Origin of the sequence: Shewanella goraebulensis (assembly GCF_030252245.1) — a bacterium.
Lineage (GTDB): Bacteria > Pseudomonadota > Gammaproteobacteria > Enterobacterales > Shewanellaceae > Shewanella > Shewanella goraebulensis.
Map to the genome: position 1 here is coordinate 2,228,024 of NZ_CP126972.1, position 18,007 is coordinate 2,246,030.

The window sequence follows — 18,007 nt, forward strand, 5'->3', positions numbered from 1 at the left end:
CCGAGTATAAAGGTAGGGTACTTCACTGAAAGCGGCACATTGTAATTGTTTTCAAGTTAACTGGCTAAGGCTTTTTGAGATTGGTATGCATTATTGAATGTGTCATTATCTTTTAATAAGAAGATAAAAGTAATAGATATAGGTATTTGAAAGAACCTAACTTTTTAACTTTAGCTAACATTACTTTGATAAATTTAAACCTTTACAAGGAAAACAAATGAAATTGTTCACAACTTATATTGGTTGGTTGTTCACCTTTTTCTTAATGTTGTCAATGAGTGTAAATGCCATCGAACCAACTAAGGATATCGAAGTAACAAAGCTGCTAAAAGCAACTCATAGTTGGGATGGTAAAAAGTTACCAGAATATCCAACAGGTCAACCAGAAATTACCATCCTTAAAATTTCCATTGCAGCGGGTTCAAAGCTTCCCTTGCATCAACATCCTGTCATTAACGCTGGAATCCTAACTAAAGGTCAATTAAAAGTGACGACAGAATATGGTGAAGAGTTAATGCTGACAGCAGGAAGTGCTATCGCTGAAACGGTAGATAAATGGCATTTTGGTGAAAATGTTGGTGAAGAAACGGCTGAGATTATTGTTTTTTATGCGGGAATTGAAGGAGCGTCATTAACAATAAAGCATTGATGTTATTCTAAAACTATCTAACAGAAAATTATGAAGTTGCCTAAATTATGAATTTTGAATCTGTGTTTTTAAACTATTAGACTTTTAAAATGACTTTATTCTTTTTATTTTATAAATTACAGATAGTTAGACATATTTTAGATTTAGTTTATTATCATTTAGTCTGTAAATAAAATGCTAATGAATTTTTTTAACTCAACTACTTAGCAGCCCATTTTTTGTTTATAATGATGATAAAATTACTATAACCAGAAGTCCATTATGCTGCCGCTGCTATCTCATCATCAAACTTTAGAACCGATTTATTTACGCTTTTTAGATGCGCTTGAAGCATCTTCTTTTGCGGGTGAAATAGATAAGCGTTACAGTGCCAGATTGATTCAAGCTACAGATAATTCTGTTTATCAGTTCTTACCACAAGCCGTTATTTATCCCCTTAATCAAGTTGATGTTGAATTGGTATTAAGCTTGGCATCTGATCCCCAATATAAACAAGTCACTTTTAGTGCGCGTGGCGGTGGTACGGGAACTAACGGTCAGTCTTTAACTAATGGCTTTATTCTTGATGTATCAAGGCACATGAATCAAGTGCTTGAAGTCAATGCCGAAGAAGGCTGGGTCAGAGTACAAGCCGGTGTCGTTAAAGATGCATTGAACGATTCACTGCGACCGCATGGTTTCTTTTTTAGTCCAGATTTATCTACTTCGAATAGGGCAACCGTTGGTGGCATGATCAACACAGATGCTTCTGGTGCGGGCTCTCTTGTCTATGGTAAAACTTCAGACCATATATTAGGGCTAACCAGTGTGCTGGTGGACGGCAGTGTACTGGCAACATCACCAATGCAAGGTGATATTGCACTGGGTAAACAAGGCGATTTACACCAACAAGTTAATCAAAATTCCTTTGCTCAAAATATTGTCAGCCATATTGCGAGTCGTTGTCATGAAAAACGAGATTTGATTGTTAAGCAATTCCCTGCGTTAAATCGTTTTTTAACTGGTTATGATTTACGCCATGTCTGGAATGATGATCTGACTCAATTTGATTTATCGCGTATTTTAGCAGGGTCTGAAGGCACGCTAGCGGTATTAACCGAAGCTAAACTTAATATTACGCCGCTTCCGAATACGCGAATGATGCTGAATATCAAATATGACTCGTTTGAATCAGCATTACGCCACGCACCTTCTTTGGTGGCTGCGAGCGCTACAGTGGTTGAGACCATAGACTCTAAAGTATTAAACCTTGCCCGCGAAGATATCATCTGGCATTCAGTTTCACACCTTATTGAAGCGGTACCCAATAAAGTCATCGAAGGACTTAACATGGTTGAGTTTGCGGGTGATGAAGAGGATGTCAAAGCACGTATTAGCAAGCTTGAATCTGTATTGGCAAGCCAACTTGCCAATGAAGAGGCTGGTGTTGTTGGTTATCAAATCACTTCAGATAAACCAAGTATCAATAAAATTTATGCGATGCGTAAAAAAGCTGTGGGATTACTTGGGGCAACAAAAGGTCGCCGTAAGCCACTAGCTTTTGCCGAAGATACTGCCGTGCCACCGGAAAACTTAGCCGATTTCATCATGGAGTTTCGTAATTTATTAGACGGGCATAAGCTGCAATATGGCATGTTTGGTCATGTTGATGCTGGTGTGTTACACGTGCGTCCCGCACTAGATATGTGTGATGAAGCAGATGAAAAGCTCCTCAAAACCATTTCAGATCAAGTTGCTGAGTTAACCCTTAAATATGGCGGCTTGATGTGGGGTGAGCATGGTAAGGGAGTACGCGGCGAGTATGGTCCAGCGGTATTTGGCGATGAACTGTACGGTGAGCTTGAAGAAATTAAAGGTTTATTCGATCCGCAAAACCGTTTAAACCCTGGTAAATTGGTTGCTCCAAAAGACAGTGGCCCAATGATATTTAACGTTGATAGTGTTAAACGTGGCACATTCGACCGTCAAATCCCAATCCAAGTACGTGATGCGTTTCCTGATGTGATGAACTGTAATGGTAATGGCCTTTGTTTTAACTACAGTAGCTATTCATTCATGTGTCCGTCGTTTAAAGCAACGGGCGATCGTATCCATTCACCAAAAGGGCGCAGTGGCTTAATGCGGGAATGGTTACGTTTACTAGAAGCTGAAGGTGTTGATGTTGACGCCTTAGCTAAGTCAAAACCATTAAGCTTTTTACAACGAGCTCAAAATAGCTATAAAGAAGAGCGTGACTACGATTACTCCCATGAAGTTATGGACTCATTAAAAGGCTGTTTAGCCTGTAAAGCATGTTCTGGGCAATGTCCTGTAAAAGTAGATGTGCCGAAATTTAGAGCTCAGTTCTTCAATATTTATTACAAGCGGTACATGCGTCCAGCAAAAGATTATCTTGTTGCAGGAATCGAAGACTTGCTCCCTATGATGGCAGCTATGCCAAAAGTGACTAATTTAGCGTCACAAAATAAGTTAAGCCAATGGGTAATTAAAAAGTCGATTGGGTATGTAGATTCGCCAGCGTTATCTGTTCCTACACTTAAACAACGCTTAGACGGACATGAAAGCCGCGGCTATGATTTAGAAGCACTACAAAAAATTCCAGAATCTGAACGCGCTGATTATGTGTTAGTGGTACAAGATCCTTTCAATAGTTTTTATGATGCAGAGCTTGTATATCGCTTTATTCAGCTGATTAAAGCAATGGGCTTAAAGCCAGTGTTACTTCCATTTAAACCCAATGGTAAGCCGACACATATTAAAGGTTTCTTAGATAAGTTTGCTAAAACAGCGCAATCAAGTGCCGACTTTTTGAATCAAGTTCATACACTTAATATGCCGATGGTGGGGTTAGATCCAGCACTCGTGCTTTGTTACCGAGATGAATATCAACAAGTGCTTGGCGATTCTCGAGGTAACTTTGAAGTGTTATTAGCAAATGAATGGCTAACGGATGCCATTAAATCAATGCCTAAACTTACTAAAACTGAGCAAAAGTTTAGCTGGTTTAGTCACTGTACAGAATCTACAGCAAAACCTACCACGCCAGCAGAGTGGAAAACCATTTTTAGTCATTTTGGTGCTGAATTCGATGTGATAAACGTCGGCTGTTGCGGTATGGCAGGCACTTACGGCCATGAAGAAGAAAATTTAGGTCGTTCCACTAAATTGTTTGCTATGTCTTGGCAACCGACGTTAGATAAGATTGATGATAAAACTCAAATTTTAGTGTCTGGGTATTCTTGCCGTAGTCAGGTTAAACGATTTGCAGGCTTTAAACCTAAGCATCCAATTGAAGCACTGCTTCAATTGATTATACAAAAGAGCGAAGCTAATGGCTGAACCAATTAATATTGCTAAGCAGCTTGGGCAGCTATCAATAGCTCATTCTAATAACAATGAAGTTGAATTATGCAGTGAAACGCCCATGTTTGATATAAACGGCGAGGGGGACTGGTTTTATCTAAACAGTCCGCTTCCTGCTAAGTTTGCTAAGCTCTTTTCCAGTGTGCTTAATTACATTGATGGGCAGTATTTTTTAATAACCCCTGTTGAGAAAGTCAAAGTGCTCGTCAAACGGCATGCGATTGTGCTAGTTGATTACGATATAAACAATCAAGATGGAATAACATTCATTAGCAGTATCGGTACTGAGCATGCTATAGCTAATATATCTGCTGTTATTTTGTTAGATGATGCCATTGAAATTGAAATAGAAAGAGGCGTTAAAGCCGGCTTAGGCCGTGCTTGTTACTACCGATATATTAATCAATTTGTAACAGACTGACTAAAATAGCGGTCTTTTACGTACTATGTCTAATAATCCGTGGCATTTTTAAAGCTAGATTAAAGTGAAAACTTGTTTATATGATAGTAATCTAAAGTACAACTCAACAGTCGTATTCTTAGCTTGATTCATCTACTGACCAGTAGCTAAGATTTGATGAGCATGTAGGAGCGGTTTATGAAACGTTATGAAAGTCTTTATTATCAAGTATCTCATCTCAACATTATGCTGCAAAACGAGCTTGATGAACGCCTGAAACGCTACGAGCTAGACGTTAAACTTTGGCCTGTTTTGTTTTCGTTGTGGCAAGAAGAGGGCATAAGCCAAACTGAACTATCAAAGTTATGTGATGTGGCTAACTACACCATGACGCGTCTACTCGATCAATTACAAGTGCAAGGCTATATTACTCGCCATCAAGAGTCAGACAATCGCCGTGCATTCCAAATTTTCTTAACTGACGCGGGCAAAGCGCTAGAACAAGACTTAATCCATGAAGCGCAGTGGGTCAATGAGAAGTGTCTGGAAGCTCTCGATGAGCAAGAACAGCAAACCTTATTGCAATTGTTGAATAAAATAAATAAATAGCCTGAGCATGAGTAAGAGTAAGAGTAAGAATATGAGGGAGTCTATTTACAGTTTAAGGTATATTCATCTATCACTTTAAAGGCCGTTAATGTTTTATTAACGGCCTTTTGTTTCTTGTCAGTTCAGCTTATGGTTTGTTTAGGCTGACAATTCTTCATGCTTATGCACGAGATTAAAATCAGCTAATACGGCATAAGCACTTGGTATAATAAATAATACCAATAAGGTAGAGGTGAAAATACCAAACACAATAGAGATTACAATCGGTTTTACGACTTGTGCCTGTAATGAGGTTTCCATTAGTAATGGCAGTAACCCAGCAGCTGTAGTAAGCGACGTTAAAAATACCGCTCTAAACCTATCTCGGCTCGCTTTGACTACTGCTTCTTGAATGTCATCACCTATATCAACGTGGTGCCTTATGTATTGCACCAGTAAGATGGAGTCGTTGACGACAATACCAGCTAATGAAACAAAGCCTAAAATTGATGGCATTGATAGGCTGTGACCTGTTATTAAGTGTCCCCAGAATACCCCAATTAAGGCAAGTGGGATGGCTAACATCACCACAAATGGTTCTAAGTAACTTCTGAATTGAAAACTTAAAATGGCAAACAAACCAAACAAACCTATGATGAAACCTTGCATGAACGATGCACCGGTTTTAGCAGTTTCTTTAGCCGCGCCTTCATAGTCCACTCGTAAACCTGGGTATTTTTCCCGTAATTCATTGGCATATTCATTACGTACTTTGCTGACAATTTCACTACCATTGGCTTTAGCATTATCAATATCAGCCATTACGGTTACTGTGCGCTGACTTTCAATTCGCTGTATACGTACGTAAGAGCGCTCATAATTCAATGTAGCGACAGCATTAAGTGGCAGCTGATTACCATCACTAAGCATAATTGGGAAGTTGGCTAATGCCTGTAAATTGCCTGCTTGTTGCTTATTTAGGCGTACTTGAATTTCAATGTTTTCAGGACCAGCTTGCACGTCATCGGCTGTTTGCCCAAAGTAGGCCGCACGCAGTTGTGATGCGATCATCTCGCCATCGACACCGAAATTTTCTGCGCCGTCACGCAGTTTTACGAGCACTTCTTCTTTACCTGGGCGCATGTCGTCCAAAATACCATTTACGCCTGAGAACTGGCTTAAATAAGATTGCAGATCGACTGAAGCCATTTTGAGTAAGTCTAAGTCATCATGTTGAAGTCTGACTTCCACATCACGCCCAGCTGGGCCCATACTTGGTTGCTTAAAGACTAGCGATAATGGCTCAGCGATGTCTCCACTTTCTAGACGCCAATCTCGAATAAAGTCATCGATTAAGCTTTCTCGAGTCTCCGCTGACAATAAATCTAACCTGACTGTTGCAACGTGGGGACCTGATTCACCTGCATCGGCGTTCATGTTGTATTGTTCGGTGATATAGCGAATCAAATTTGAGTCTTCTTGATTCTCTTTGGTATAACGGTCACCCACTTTATTCGCACTGGCGACTAACTTTTCGACTACTTGTTTCGTTTGAGCCAGTGTTGAGCCTGGCGGCAATATAATGCGCGCTTCAGCGATATCACCATCAAGTTCAGGGAAGCCAACAAATTTCACAGCGCCGCCTGCAACTAGGGCAATAGAGACAAATAGTAAACCTAAGGTTGCCCCAAGGCTTGCATAACGCCACTTAACCACAAAGGTGACAGCTTCAACTAAATTGTTATTACGAAAATGCTCAAATTTTTCTAAAAAGACACGCTTAAATTTAAGCGGTGGCTTTTCTTGTTTATTTGATTTTAATGAGTGGCTTAAATGGTTCGGTAAAATCAAAAATGCTTCAATCAAACTGACGCTGAGCACCATAATTAAGACTAGTGGTACAACGGATAGCACATCGCCCATTTGGCCGTCGAGCCACAACAAACTGCCAAAAATAAACACAGTAGTTAAAAAGGATGAGAATACCCCTGGTGCGACCTTTTTAACTCCTTGAGTAACAGCCTCATTAATGGGTAAGCCTTTTTCTACATGGGCGGCAACTGACTCTGCAATCACAATGGCATCATCCATCATGATACCAATAGCCATCAACAAACCGACTAGGCTCATGATGTTAATGGATACGCCAAACACCCACATTAAAAATAACCCGCCCATGAAGGCGACAGGCAGACCTGCGGACACCCAAAAAGAATAACGTAACGAGAAAAACAGCCACATTGAAAAGAACACTAAGATGATCCCTTGCCAGCCATTCTTAAGCAGCATGGATAATCTGTCTTGAAGCAATGATGACATATCATTTGTCAGCGTGAGCGTTACGCCATCAGGGGCGACGAGTTGCTCTTGAGCCACAAACTCGGTGACACGCTCTTTAATGCGCAAAGCATCATCAGCTTTATTTTTTTGAACTTTTAATACCGCTGCAGCTTTACCATTAAATATGGTGTGCTCTTCTTCTAGTTCAAATAAGTCTTCAATTTTAGCGATGTCACGTAAGCGAACCACACCGCCTTCAGGGTTTGATGATACGATTATTTTCCCCAAATTATCTGGGGTAATTTGCCGCTCATCAAAACGGATCAGTAAGTTTTTATCTGATAACTCTACGCTGCCTGCTGGCATTTGAACGTTCTGACGGCCAACTTTATCGGCGATTTCCGCCACGGTAAGCCCTAAACGTCTTATGTCAGCTTCGTTTAGCTCGACTCGGATTTGATGATCTGAAAAGCCTGATACCGTGACTAAGTTAACCCCAGCATCAATCTTTAACCGTCGTTTTAAATCTTCAGCGTAAGACTTTAAGTGAGGCAAACTGGCATCGGCTGCAATAGCAATATCGACGACAGGTTCTGCCCAATCAAGCTCTTTGACGGTTGGTGGGTCAATTTGTGATGGGAAGTCCTTAATGGCGTTAATTTCAGTCTGAATATCGACTAAACTACGGCCCATATCGGCATCACCTGTTAGCTTAACGGTAAGAGAGGCAAAGCCTTCTTGTGCATCACATTTAGTTTCTTCAATGTCACTTAGGCCATCAATGGCATCTTCCATTCTCAAACATAAGCTTTCTTCAACCTCTGCAGGAGAGGCACCAGGATAAACGACACTGGCAATAATGTAAGGCGGGCTAAATTCTGGGAATGTTTCTCGCTTAATTTTGCCAATACTACTTAGGCCGACAACAAAAAACGCCAGCATCATCAAGTTTGCGATGGTTGGATGACGAGTGAAAAAGTTAATCACTGGTTTGACTCCTCATCACTTTGACTGTTTTGTTGCGCCACTTTTAAACTCATGCCTGCAATGGCAGGAATAAGATCGTTAGTAACGATTTGCATGTTTTGAGTTAATGGTGCAGTTGTAGTCTGGCTTTCGATTGCGACGCCCTTATCAGTGCGATATACCACTTTAACCTTAATAATCTGTAGTTTTCCTTCAAGATCCATGACATAAATTTGGTCGCCGTGGAGGGCTTTTTCAGGGATAACAAATTGCTCTGACGGGTAGCCATGGATATAAGCAGTAACAAACATGCCATTGGTTAATGGTGGGCGTTTTACCAGATCCATATCATTAAAGTCTTGTTCAACTTCAAGGTAAAAGCCTATGGTTGCTTGATCAGGATTAATGGTATCGGCTATACGAGTGAGTTTTGCTTGCCACTGGTGATGTTTTTGTCCCATGTTGATTTCAACATAAGCATCAAAGTTGACTTTTTCGATTGATGGCAATGATGCTGTATCACGTGGGATCCCAGAGATGCTGCTAATCAGTGTTTCAGCATCTTGCAAAGAGAGCTCGGCTTTGATTTCTACAGCACCGAGCTGGTGGGCTTCAAATAACACCGAACCATTTGTCACCGCTTGAGCTCGCTCTATGTTCACCTCAGCAATTCGGGCGTCAAAGGGCAGGGTAAAGCGGGTATTGTTAAGTTGTCGCTGTGCATCATTCAGTAAGGCTTGATTAACTTTGACTTGAGCTTGGGTCACTTTTCTGTCATCTGGCAGTAAACTCAAGCTGCTGTTTAAGTCTTGAACTAGGTTACGCTGGGCAAGTAGTGCTTGCTTTTGGGTTTCGAGTTCTGACTTAGATATAAGATTTTTAACATTAAGCGCTTGTTTACGCTGGTACTCTTGATCCACTAACGTGAGTTTTTGCTTTTCAATTTGCAAACTGGTTTCAAGGTTAACTTCTTTTTGGTTTAACTGAATTAACTGTGCCTCAGCGGCATTCACATTAGCTTCAGCTTGCGCCAATTTAAGTTCGTATTCGAGTGGATCAATAGCCAATACTAAGGTGCCAGCTTTAATTAAGCGGCCAGTTTCAAGTTCTGGGTGACGATAAATAATCTTACCACCAACCTCAGCAATACCTTGCCAACTGTGCTTGGGCGCGACTCTGCCATACGCTTTAATCACTGGCATACTTTGTTGTTTGTCCAGATTAATGACTTCAACTAAACGAGATTTGTCATGACCTGCTTCCAGTTCAGGTGATGAGCGCATTGCAATTGCGATAAATAAAATAATAAAACCGGCAGCAATCCCCGGGAAAACATAACGTCTTTTTAAGCTGGTCATTTTTTGCAGTCCTGGCTTGGTTGGTTATCATCGGCAAAAAGCCCATGACGTAAAAGTGATGCATTGTGCTTCGCAAGCTTTTGCATAAATTCAGGTGAGGTTTCAATGCCTACGGCTTTTTTAAATAGCTCAGGCATCAAAAAAGGGAAAATCAATAAGCTAATAAAACTCATTTTGGCGCACATTACATCAACATCCGCTTTTAAAATATCGGCATCTTTAATTTTGTCTATGATGGCGAATTTTGGTGATGGCATTAAGGTTAATAGTCTTGCTTGTAGCTCACGATTTTGCGGTGAGTCAGGCAAACTTGCAGTGCGATAAATGAGCTTCGGAAAATCTGGGTTTTGACTCATCATACTGTAATAAGTGCTAAGTATTTCTTCTGGTGAGTTGTGGATCATTGCTCTGTTAGTCTGGGATATTTTTTGCGTCAGTGGTGATAATGTTTCTTTTAGCATTTCACTGAATAAGCCTAATTTGGATTGAAAATAATAACGGATCAGACTGGCATCAACATTCGCTTGCTGTGCAATCGCGCGAACAGATACTTTGTCGTAATCGCTTTCAACAAAGAGTACGCGGGCAGCTTCGATCAATGCATTGCGATTATCGACCTGAGTTAACGGTCTACCAGCTGTTTTTTTAAGAATGGGCATCGGTAAGCACTAATGTATGAATAATTCTTCAAGTGTAGAATATAGTAAGCTAACCTGAGTCTTTCGTTTACTATTTAAATTCATCAATATTCCACATTTGATGAATTAATTGAAAATTTCAACACTAGATCACACTTCTTGCAGTGGTGATTAAAATATTAAAACAGTATAAAAAACAAAAGCTAGCAAGATGCTAGCTTTTAGTCACAACAGAGTAAAAATCTGTGTTCAGTTAAGTTAAATCAATTATAACGCTGTTGTCAGTATTTCTCGGCTGACGGTTAAATCAATATCACCATGCTCACCTAGTTTAGTCATACCGTGTTTTTCAAGGGCATTAACCATTACATCGACTTGGTCTGTGCCTAAATCAATATCTCCTAAGCGAATTGGCACTTGCATTCGTTTAAAGAACGCTTCTGTTGCAAGAATCGCTTGATCAATTTTTTGATCATCAGTGCCTGTAGTGATCCCAAATACACGTTCAGCATATTGAACTAGCTTGTCATGCTTTTGTACTCGGCGCACTTTCATTACCGCAGGCAACACGATTGATAAAGTACGAGCATGATCAATACCGTGGCTGGCTGTTAATTCATGGCCAATCATGTGTGTCGACCAATCTTGTGGTACGCCAGCACCAATTAAGCCATTAAGTGCCATGGTGGCTGACCACATGATATTAGCTCTGACTTCTAGATCTTGTTTTGTCTCGGCAGCCAGTGCTTTAGGGCCTTCTTCAATTAAGGTTTGTAGTAAGCCTTCACTGAATCTGTCTTGTACTTTACCGTTGACGCTGTAGGTTAAGTATTGCTCCATAATATGAATGTAAGCATCAATAACCCCATTACTAATTTGTCGATCTGACAGTGATAGTGTCACTGAAGGATCGAGTACAGCAAATAATGGTCTGACTAATGGGCTACCAAATGGCAGTTTATTACCATCACGAGTGACTACGGAGCCTCCATTAGACTCTGAACCTGTCGCTGGCAGGGTTAAGACTGCGCCGATTGGCAGTGCTTGTTTAACACTTGCGCCTTTTGCAACGATATCCCAAGGATCTTGGCCTTCATATTTTGCTGCAGCGGCTATAAATTTAACGCCATCAACAACTGAGCCACCGCCTACTGCAAGAAGGTAATCAATTTTTTCCGCTTCAATGATGGCTTGCGCTTTCATTAAAGTATCGTATTGCGGGTTAGGCTCAACACCAGAGAACTCAAACCAAGTATGGTCTTTAAGTGCTTCGGTGACTTGTTGGTAGACACCATTTGATTTGATTGAACCACCGCCGTAGATCATGAGTACTCGCGCATCAGCTGGAATTTCATTGCTAATGCTACTTATTTGGTTTTCGCCAAAAAGAATTTTTGTATTGTTTTGAAATGAAAAATTAAGCATGAGATTGTCCTAATACAATATTATTCGTTACGCGTTAATGTGTGATGCTAGCTTTTGCGCTGTTAGTGAAGAACTTGCAGGATTCTGTCCTGTAATGACTAAGCCATCTTGAACTGAAAATACATGCCAGTCAGCGACTTTTTGATAGTCTGCATCACGTTTTTGTAATTCATCTTCAAGCAGAAAAGGTACAACATCTGTTAATTGCACAGCATCTTCTTCAGTATTACTAAAACCAGTTACAGCTTTACCTGCCACTAAGTAGCTGCCATCGTTATTTTTAGCATTTAATAATGCAGCACTTGCATGACACACAGCCGCCACAGGTTTGTTTTGTTTAATAAACTGCTCGATTAATTGAATTGAATTTGTGTCATCAGTTAAATCCCATAGCGGGCCGTGACCGCCTGGATAGAAAACTCCATCGAAATCGTCAGCATTAACTTCTGATAACACGAGCGTTTTAGCTAGATGTGCTTGAGCTTGTTTATCGTTATCAAATCTGCGGGTATCATCTGTTTGAAAATCAGCAAGTTCACTGCTTGGATCAATCGGTGGTTGACCGCCTGCAGGTGATGCTAGGGTAATTTCAAATCCTGCATCTTTAAAAACAAAATAAGGTGCGGCAAACTCTTCAATCCAAAATCCTGTTTTGTTACCTGTATCGCCTAATGCATCATGTGATGTAAGCACCATTAATACTGTTTTTTTGTTTGCTTGAGTCATGCGAATTCCTTGTGAGCTGCTTATAACAAACCATAATTTTGTTTGTTACCTAAATCTTAAACTCAGTATAGAAACTAGAATACAATCTAACAATGCAGACTTTGTAGACTTCATTGTTTAAAAAATTGATACAATATTAAGATTACGATAGATTTACGCCTAATATTTACAACTAAAATTGGCATCGGTACTAACAAGCAGAGAAAAAAATGAATGTTTCTTTTGAACAATTAAAAAGTATGGTGGTTTTTTCGCAAGTGGTTGAACAAGGCAGTTTAAGCGGAGCGGCCAAGCATATCGGTTTATCAAGGGCGGTAGTGAGTTACCATTTGAAGAAACTGGAAGCTCATTTGCAGGTTAAACTTCTTAACCGTTCAACGCGAAGTATTAGCCTTACAGAAGAAGGTCAAGCTTATTATCAATCTTGTAAGGTTATTGCTGAACAAGCTTATTCTGCCAATAAACAAATTGAAAACATGAAAAGCGAGCCAATGGGCTTGATTAAAATAACCTGCCCAGTCAATGCTGGACTTGAAACCATCGTGCCAGCTTTGAATGAATTTAAAACTTTGTATCCTAAAATTGAATTAGACGTGATGTTGACTGATGAAGTTGTCAATATTATTAATCAAGGTATTGATATTGCTATTAGAGGTGCACCACTTGTTGATTCAAGTCTACAAGCCACTAAATTATCTGTGTTAAAAACCTGCTTATGTGGTTCTCCTGAATATTTTGAAAAGCACGGCAGACCAAAAAGCCCTGGGGATCTAAGTGCTTATGATTGGGTGGTATATAAACCATTAAAAAAAATATTAGAACTTAAAAAGGGCTCTCGTTCCTTTAGTATCGAAATGAAAGGTAGTATTACGACTAACAATGCATCTGCTCGAACGGCTTTTGTAGAAGGAGGGCACGGCATCGGTCGGATACCGACATATGATGCTTGGCCTAAAGTAAAACAAGGGACGTTAGAAACTGTGTTAGATGATTATCAATTATCTGACATCAACATTTATGCGGTATTTCCCCCTGGTGCTGCCGACTCCAAAAAAGTCCGTTTACTACTAGATTTTTTGAAAGACTACTTCGACAAAAGAGTGAATAGTCTTCAGGTCGGGCGATAGATTAATGTTGAAGTTAACTTTAATATTCAATTGCTTAGGTGTTGTTTTTGATTACGTTTATTGAGAAGCCTGTGTTTAACTAAAGTAATATTTCGATACGATAGTATTTCAGGAAGTGTGATGACGATGCAGTAGCAACCAATAAAAAATGACCATGCCGCGAAAATAAATGCAAATTTCTCAAAAGGGTGCTCGTAGGTGAGGGAATACATTTTAAAGTCGAGAATTACAGAAAACCAAAACCAAATAGGTAATGAAATTGATATGCAACTGCCAATAAGTAAACAGAGCGAGTAAACTGTACGTTGTTGACGTGCTGAAACTTTTTTCATTTTAAAATGAGCTATATAATGGCCTTTACAACTCTCACACTGTCTTCGACATTGACACTTTTTCTTAAAATCTGTCAGTTCCGCCTGACAATGAGTACAAATGACTTTACCCTGATTAACTCCACCCATTACTTCGGTACCCCAATACCTTAGAATTCTTGCTTATTTTTTTTATTACTTTAACGATTGTTGCAATTGTTTTCTTTGCAGTAAATCAATAAAAATACAATTGTTAAAAAAGGGTAGTTAATTTTTAATGTATTCATTAATATAAAAGCAATTTTTGATGAGAATAAAGTCATTTTAATAATATTTTTATCGTTAATGAAAGTTTTTGGCATGTCCTTAGGTCTTATTGATTGTGTGTTGTGAAATGATTTTTATATGGACTAATTTATTGAGATTGGAGTTTGACATGAATACTAAATTAACTTTAACCGCTGCATTAAGTTTACTTGTTACAAGTTTTGCTGCGCAATCATCTAGCATTACTTTACATGATGATCTTGATATCGATAGCGTCAATGGTGTCGTAATCGAATTTCAACGAGAAGTTGACCTTGTTGCAGGAGAACAATTAATTGAGGTCAGTTACAGTGACTTGTTCCAAGATAACGCTGATGACTCAGGGCATTGGGTTAAGTCAGAACCGTTATATTTAAAGCTAGATGTAGCGGGAAATGAGAATTACCATCTCGAATTGCCTGAGTTATATTCAGCAGAAGATGCCAAAGATTTTTTACAAAACCCTGTAATGTCTTTATCAATTGATGGCCAAGCTAAAGATGTCACTTTATTGAGCCAGTCTCAATTATTTACTTTACTATTATTAAAGCAGTAGAAATAACAATAGACTTATTAGTTGTTTGATAAATTATAATATTGGTTATTTATAAAGATATTTATTTTAAAATTTTTTGATGCTAGTCATTTTTTGAGGAGTTAATATCAACCCTCGTTTAGCATATGAATATTTCCAATGTTAAGCTGTTATTTATCTTGCGAAATTATATTGTTGTTTAGTATATAAATAGTAGAACTCTTTGTATGATGCTGATGAATATAGGAACTATCCTAGGTTAAACGCCATTTATTATTTAAATGGCGTATTTATTTAAAAATTTACTATATTTACTGCTAAGCAGTTGGTTAGCCCACAAAACCCGTCTATTTGCTGATTGTAACTTGCGTTCCCATGTTAGGATCCTTATCATCGCGATCCCAAAATGAAAAAGGCAACATCATGGCTATCAGAATCAAGCTAAGACCCAAGCGTGAAAAATCACTAGAACGTAAACACCCATGGGTTTTTGCTAGTGGCATTCATAACATTAAAGGTAAACCGCAAGCGGGTGAAACTGTAGATGTTGTTGCGCATGACGGGCATTGGTTAGGTCGTGGTGCATGGTCACCTGAATCACAAATTCAAGTGCGTGTTTGGACGTTTGATAAAGAAGAACAAATTGATAAGGACTTTTTTGTTCGCCGTATTCAGCGAGCACAATTGGGGCGTGATGCATTAATTGAAGAACAAGGCCTTACTGGCTATCGTCTTATTGCTGCGGAGTCAGATGGCTTACCGGGTATTACCATTGATAAGTACGCGAATGTTTTGGTCTGCCAGTTATTAAGTACTGGTGCGGATTATTGGAGAGAGACGTTAGTCGAAGTATTAGCTGAACTATATCCTGATTGCGCTATATACGAACGTTCTGATGTCGACTCTCGCAAGAAAGAAGGCCTAAAACCAGTTACGGGTTTATTGCACGGTGAATTGCCAGAAATGCCTGTGGTAATTGAAGAAAATGGTATAAAAATTTCTGTTGATGTGACAAAAGGCCATAAAACGGGTTTTTATTTAGATCAACGTGATAACCGCGCTATTGCTGCGCGCTTCGTAAAAAATAAGTCAGTACTTAATTGTTTTTGCTACACAGGTACCTTCGGTTTGTATGCTGCAAACGGCGGCGCAGCGAGCATTGAAAATGTCGATGTATCTAAACTTGCGTTAGATACCGCGCGATTAAACATGAAAATTAACGGCTTTAATGATGAACACGTCAATTATCATGAAGCTGATGTGTTTAAGTTACTACGTCAGTATCGTGATGAAGGCAAAACCTTTGATGTTATTGTGCTAGATCCACCTAAGTTTGCTGACAATAAAGCACAACTGAATGGTGCTTGCCGTGGCTATAAAGACATTAATATGATTGCTATGCAATTGCTTAACCCTGGTGGAACTTTGTTGACTTTCTCATGCTCTGGCTTGATGGCTGCTGACTTATTCCAAAAAGTGGTTGCTGATGCAGCGTTAGACGCTAAACGTGATGTACAGTTCATTGATAGATTAAGCCAAGCAAGCGATCATCCTATTGGTAGTGCATTTCCTGAAGGCTTCTACCTTAAAGGTTTAGTGGCGCGAGTTTTCTAAATTTGGTCGCTAGTTCTAGTTATCAGCTAAAAGTTAAAGGCTACCTAAGGTAGCCTTTTTGTTTTAAATTGGCTATTTAGCCTAATTGGGCTAATGATTATAGTAATAAGTTGATGTCTTTATTTCTATAAATTAGGGTCTGTCGTATATAGGTGAAAGTGATGCAGTTATTTACTAAAACAATAGTGTTAATATCAATGTTCATGCTCACGTTTGTGAGCATTGCTCCTGCTCAATCACAAGAGGTGTATGAGCTAACGACATCAAATGGTGGCACATATGTGAAATCCTTCACCTTTAAGAATGGTCAAAGCGTTGTGGTTGCAGAAGGACGTATCGAACCTCGATCGATTGGTTCGATAAGCATCAAATTATATAAAGACCTTAATGTGGGAGATTTTACTCAGGGAATTTTTATACCAAGAGATGGCACTATTTTATCTGTCGATGTTGTTGAAGATACGATGAAAAAACAGAAACTTAAAATAATTACAGCAACAGCTGGTAGTGGTAACTATCAGGCTATTGGCTATTTTTGTGTTGAAAATGAGCAAGTTGCCCTGTGTGAATAACACACTAATTTTTGGTGGAAAAGTGACATAAAAAGCCGTAATAACGGCTTTCTTATGTGATTAAGTTTAGTACTGCTTCTAGACTGACATTATTAAATCATTGATTAAGAGTCTGGATGTTTAACTTAACCAATACAGTCCTAAGCTGCTCATACATGCCAGCATCAAAGAAGCTTCAAAAACCGTTTTACTACTCAAAAAGCTCTGCTTTCCTTGCTTTAAACTCGCTATAAACTCGTTCTGCTTATAAAGCTTGCAGGTGAGTCTCTCAGTTTGAGGATCAATCAGTAGTTGTAAACGACAGGGTTTACCGTTGTTTAGTTTAATTTTGTGGGTACTACGTTGTCCAAAATTAACTTTAGTCGATACTATTTTGTCATTAACAAGTACACGCTCCAAGCCAATCCAATCACTAGCCAGTAATTCAATTTTTTCCTGATTTAAATGATATTTAAAACTCGTCATGAGTATCTCCTTGGCCTGTGAACCTACCTTAAGATAAGCAGACAAATGTGACGTTTTCCACCAAGAAACATGAAGTTTATTTGAATGAATAGGTATGTGACTGTTGGAATTAAAGATTTTATTTTTATTATTTTTTATTGACAAAAATCGCTTATAAGCTAAGCGTTTTAATTGAAGAAAGTAACAGTGAGGTTAAGATTTAGTCTTTAAAACCAATATCTTATTTTTTTATGTGTGATATTTATTCAGTACTTTTCAACCCACAATAATGACCCAACAAATCTCGCCAGCTGACGATTCCAACTAATTCAGCTTCTTGCAAAACAGGAAAACAAGTTATTCCTTTGGTTAACATTAATTGCGCTGCACTATCAATATCCAGAGAAGGAGCGACAGTAATTGGGCCATGTGCCATTACCTGATGTACACGTTTATTAAGGGTTTCAATATCACGGGTGAGCTCCGCAGCTGTACCTAAGTTGGGACTAATTGCATTGATTAAATCAGTACGTGCCAAGATCCCAGATATAGTTTTGTCTTCATCCACAACCACTAAGTGATGAAAAGGCACATTATCAAAGATTTCTTTGGCGGTACTGATGCGATCATCCATTTCTACGGTGACAACCCTTGGGCTCATTATTTGCTCAATTGTGACCATGATGTTTCTCCTTTTCAATTAAT

At 39.1% G+C, this 18,007-nt stretch carries 15 protein-coding genes; 8 read left to right on the forward strand and 7 right to left on the reverse strand.

All coding sequences use genetic code 11. The features are described 5' to 3' along the window. Nucleotides 1–217: 217 nt before the first annotated feature. The 4 genes from QPX86_RS09325 (at nucleotide 218) to QPX86_RS09340 (ending at nucleotide 5,021) form a co-directional block, all read left to right on the forward strand. Nucleotides 218–649, forward strand: coding sequence for a cupin domain-containing protein (locus QPX86_RS09325; RefSeq protein WP_285165003.1), 432 nt, complete (start codon nucleotides 218–220; stop codon nucleotides 647–649). 261 nt (nucleotides 650–910) lie between these two features. Further along, nucleotides 911–3,988, forward strand: coding sequence for a D-2-hydroxyglutarate dehydrogenase YdiJ (gene ydiJ / locus QPX86_RS09330; protein ID WP_285165004.1), 3,078 nt, complete (start codon nucleotides 911–913; stop codon nucleotides 3,986–3,988). After that, nucleotides 3,981–4,433 carry a DUF1285 domain-containing protein gene (locus tag QPX86_RS09335; protein WP_285165005.1) on the forward strand — a complete coding sequence of 151 codons (453 nt, stop codon included), beginning with the start codon at nucleotides 3,981–3,983 and terminating at the stop codon, nucleotides 4,431–4,433. Before ydiJ ends, QPX86_RS09335 begins: the two co-directional genes overlap by 8 nt. Nucleotides 4,434–4,610: 177 nt before the next feature. Next, the gene (locus QPX86_RS09340; RefSeq protein ID WP_220755512.1) at nucleotides 4,611–5,021 is read left to right on the forward strand and encodes a MarR family winged helix-turn-helix transcriptional regulator; all 411 of its coding nucleotides are present in this window, start codon (nucleotides 4,611–4,613) and stop codon (nucleotides 5,019–5,021) included. Nucleotides 5,022–5,159: 138 nt separating this feature from the next. On the opposite strand, the gene QPX86_RS09345 is transcribed toward QPX86_RS09340, so the two are convergent. The 5 genes from QPX86_RS09345 to QPX86_RS09365 all read right to left on the reverse strand — a co-directional run bounded on the left by QPX86_RS09345 (nucleotide 5,160) and on the right by QPX86_RS09365 (nucleotide 12,393). Then, nucleotides 5,160–8,267 (reverse strand): efflux RND transporter permease subunit, encoded by a 3,108-nt coding sequence (locus QPX86_RS09345; protein ID WP_285165006.1) that lies wholly within the window; start codon nucleotides 8,265–8,267, stop codon nucleotides 5,160–5,162. Then, nucleotides 8,264–9,604, reverse strand: a complete 1,341-nt coding sequence (locus QPX86_RS09350; RefSeq protein WP_220755514.1) for an efflux RND transporter periplasmic adaptor subunit — start codon at nucleotides 9,602–9,604, stop codon at nucleotides 8,264–8,266. The genes QPX86_RS09345 and QPX86_RS09350 overlap by 4 nt, the downstream gene beginning before the upstream one ends. Continuing rightward, complete coding sequence (locus QPX86_RS09355) at nucleotides 9,601–10,263, reverse strand: TetR family transcriptional regulator (RefSeq protein WP_285165007.1); 663 nt, start codon at nucleotides 10,261–10,263, stop codon at nucleotides 9,601–9,603. Before QPX86_RS09355 ends, QPX86_RS09350 begins: the two co-directional genes overlap by 4 nt. A 246-nt stretch (nucleotides 10,264–10,509) precedes the next feature. Continuing rightward, the gene (locus QPX86_RS09360) at nucleotides 10,510–11,667 is read right to left on the reverse strand and encodes an iron-containing alcohol dehydrogenase (protein ID WP_285165008.1); all 1,158 of its coding nucleotides are present in this window, start codon (nucleotides 11,665–11,667) and stop codon (nucleotides 10,510–10,512) included. Nucleotides 11,668–11,694: 27 nt separating this feature from the next. Beyond that, nucleotides 11,695–12,393, reverse strand: coding sequence for a type 1 glutamine amidotransferase domain-containing protein (locus QPX86_RS09365; RefSeq protein WP_220755516.1), 699 nt, complete (start codon nucleotides 12,391–12,393; stop codon nucleotides 11,695–11,697). Between the two features lie 209 nt (nucleotides 12,394–12,602). Between QPX86_RS09365 and QPX86_RS09370 the strand changes: the two genes are divergently transcribed. From QPX86_RS09370 to QPX86_RS09385, 4 genes are all read left to right on the forward strand, one after another. Beyond that, the gene (locus tag QPX86_RS09370; protein ID WP_220755517.1) at nucleotides 12,603–13,520 is read left to right on the forward strand and encodes a LysR family transcriptional regulator; all 918 of its coding nucleotides are present in this window, start codon (nucleotides 12,603–12,605) and stop codon (nucleotides 13,518–13,520) included. A gap of 747 nt (nucleotides 13,521–14,267) precedes the next feature. Further along, nucleotides 14,268–14,693 (forward strand): DUF2057 family protein, encoded by a 426-nt coding sequence (locus tag QPX86_RS09375; RefSeq protein WP_220755518.1) that lies wholly within the window; start codon nucleotides 14,268–14,270, stop codon nucleotides 14,691–14,693. A 402-nt stretch (nucleotides 14,694–15,095) separates the two neighbouring features. Further along, nucleotides 15,096–16,286, forward strand: a complete 1,191-nt coding sequence (locus QPX86_RS09380) for a class I SAM-dependent rRNA methyltransferase (RefSeq protein ID WP_285165010.1) — start codon at nucleotides 15,096–15,098, stop codon at nucleotides 16,284–16,286. Nucleotides 16,287–16,447: 161 nt separating this feature from the next. After that, nucleotides 16,448–16,858, forward strand: coding sequence for a PliI family lysozyme inhibitor of I-type lysozyme (locus QPX86_RS09385; RefSeq protein WP_285165011.1), 411 nt, complete (start codon nucleotides 16,448–16,450; stop codon nucleotides 16,856–16,858). Nucleotides 16,859–16,978: 120 nt separating this feature from the next. On the opposite strand, the gene QPX86_RS09390 is transcribed toward QPX86_RS09385, so the two are convergent. Further along, on the reverse strand, nucleotides 16,979–17,323 hold the full coding sequence (locus tag QPX86_RS09390) for a hypothetical protein (RefSeq protein WP_220755522.1): 345 nt from the start codon (nucleotides 17,321–17,323) through the stop codon (nucleotides 16,979–16,981). A 241-nt stretch (nucleotides 17,324–17,564) separates the two neighbouring features. Next, nucleotides 17,565–17,987 carry a CBS domain-containing protein gene (locus QPX86_RS09395; RefSeq protein WP_407696631.1) on the reverse strand — a complete coding sequence of 141 codons (423 nt, stop codon included), beginning with the start codon at nucleotides 17,985–17,987 and terminating at the stop codon, nucleotides 17,565–17,567. Between the last annotated feature and the right edge of the window lie 20 nt (nucleotides 17,988–18,007).

Excerpts from the sequence above, each read along its gene's own strand:
- QPX86_RS09325 (WP_285165003.1), top strand. The coding sequence starts at position 218 with ATGAAATTGTTCACAACTTATATTGGTTGGTTGTTCACCTTTTTCTTA.
- ydiJ (WP_285165004.1), top strand. The coding sequence starts at position 911 with ATGCTGCCGCTGCTATCTCATCATCAAACTTTAGAACCGATTTATTTA.
- QPX86_RS09335 (WP_285165005.1), top strand. The coding sequence starts at position 3,981 with ATGGCTGAACCAATTAATATTGCTAAGCAGCTTGGGCAGCTATCAATA.
- QPX86_RS09340 (WP_220755512.1), top strand. The coding sequence starts at position 4,611 with ATGAAACGTTATGAAAGTCTTTATTATCAAGTATCTCATCTCAACATT.
- QPX86_RS09350 (WP_220755514.1), bottom strand. The coding sequence starts at position 9,604 with ATGACCAGCTTAAAAAGACGTTATGTTTTCCCGGGGATTGCTGCCGGT.
- QPX86_RS09355 (WP_285165007.1), bottom strand. The coding sequence starts at position 10,263 with ATGCCCATTCTTAAAAAAACAGCTGGTAGACCGTTAACTCAGGTCGAT.
- QPX86_RS09360 (WP_285165008.1), bottom strand. The coding sequence starts at position 11,667 with ATGCTTAATTTTTCATTTCAAAACAATACAAAAATTCTTTTTGGCGAA.
- QPX86_RS09365 (WP_220755516.1), bottom strand. The coding sequence starts at position 12,393 with ATGACTCAAGCAAACAAAAAAACAGTATTAATGGTGCTTACATCACAT.
- QPX86_RS09370 (WP_220755517.1), top strand. The coding sequence starts at position 12,603 with ATGAATGTTTCTTTTGAACAATTAAAAAGTATGGTGGTTTTTTCGCAA.
- QPX86_RS09375 (WP_220755518.1), top strand. The coding sequence starts at position 14,268 with ATGAATACTAAATTAACTTTAACCGCTGCATTAAGTTTACTTGTTACA.
- QPX86_RS09380 (WP_285165010.1), top strand. The coding sequence starts at position 15,096 with ATGGCTATCAGAATCAAGCTAAGACCCAAGCGTGAAAAATCACTAGAA.
- QPX86_RS09385 (WP_285165011.1), top strand. The coding sequence starts at position 16,448 with ATGCAGTTATTTACTAAAACAATAGTGTTAATATCAATGTTCATGCTC.
- QPX86_RS09390 (WP_220755522.1), bottom strand. The coding sequence starts at position 17,323 with ATGACGAGTTTTAAATATCATTTAAATCAGGAAAAAATTGAATTACTG.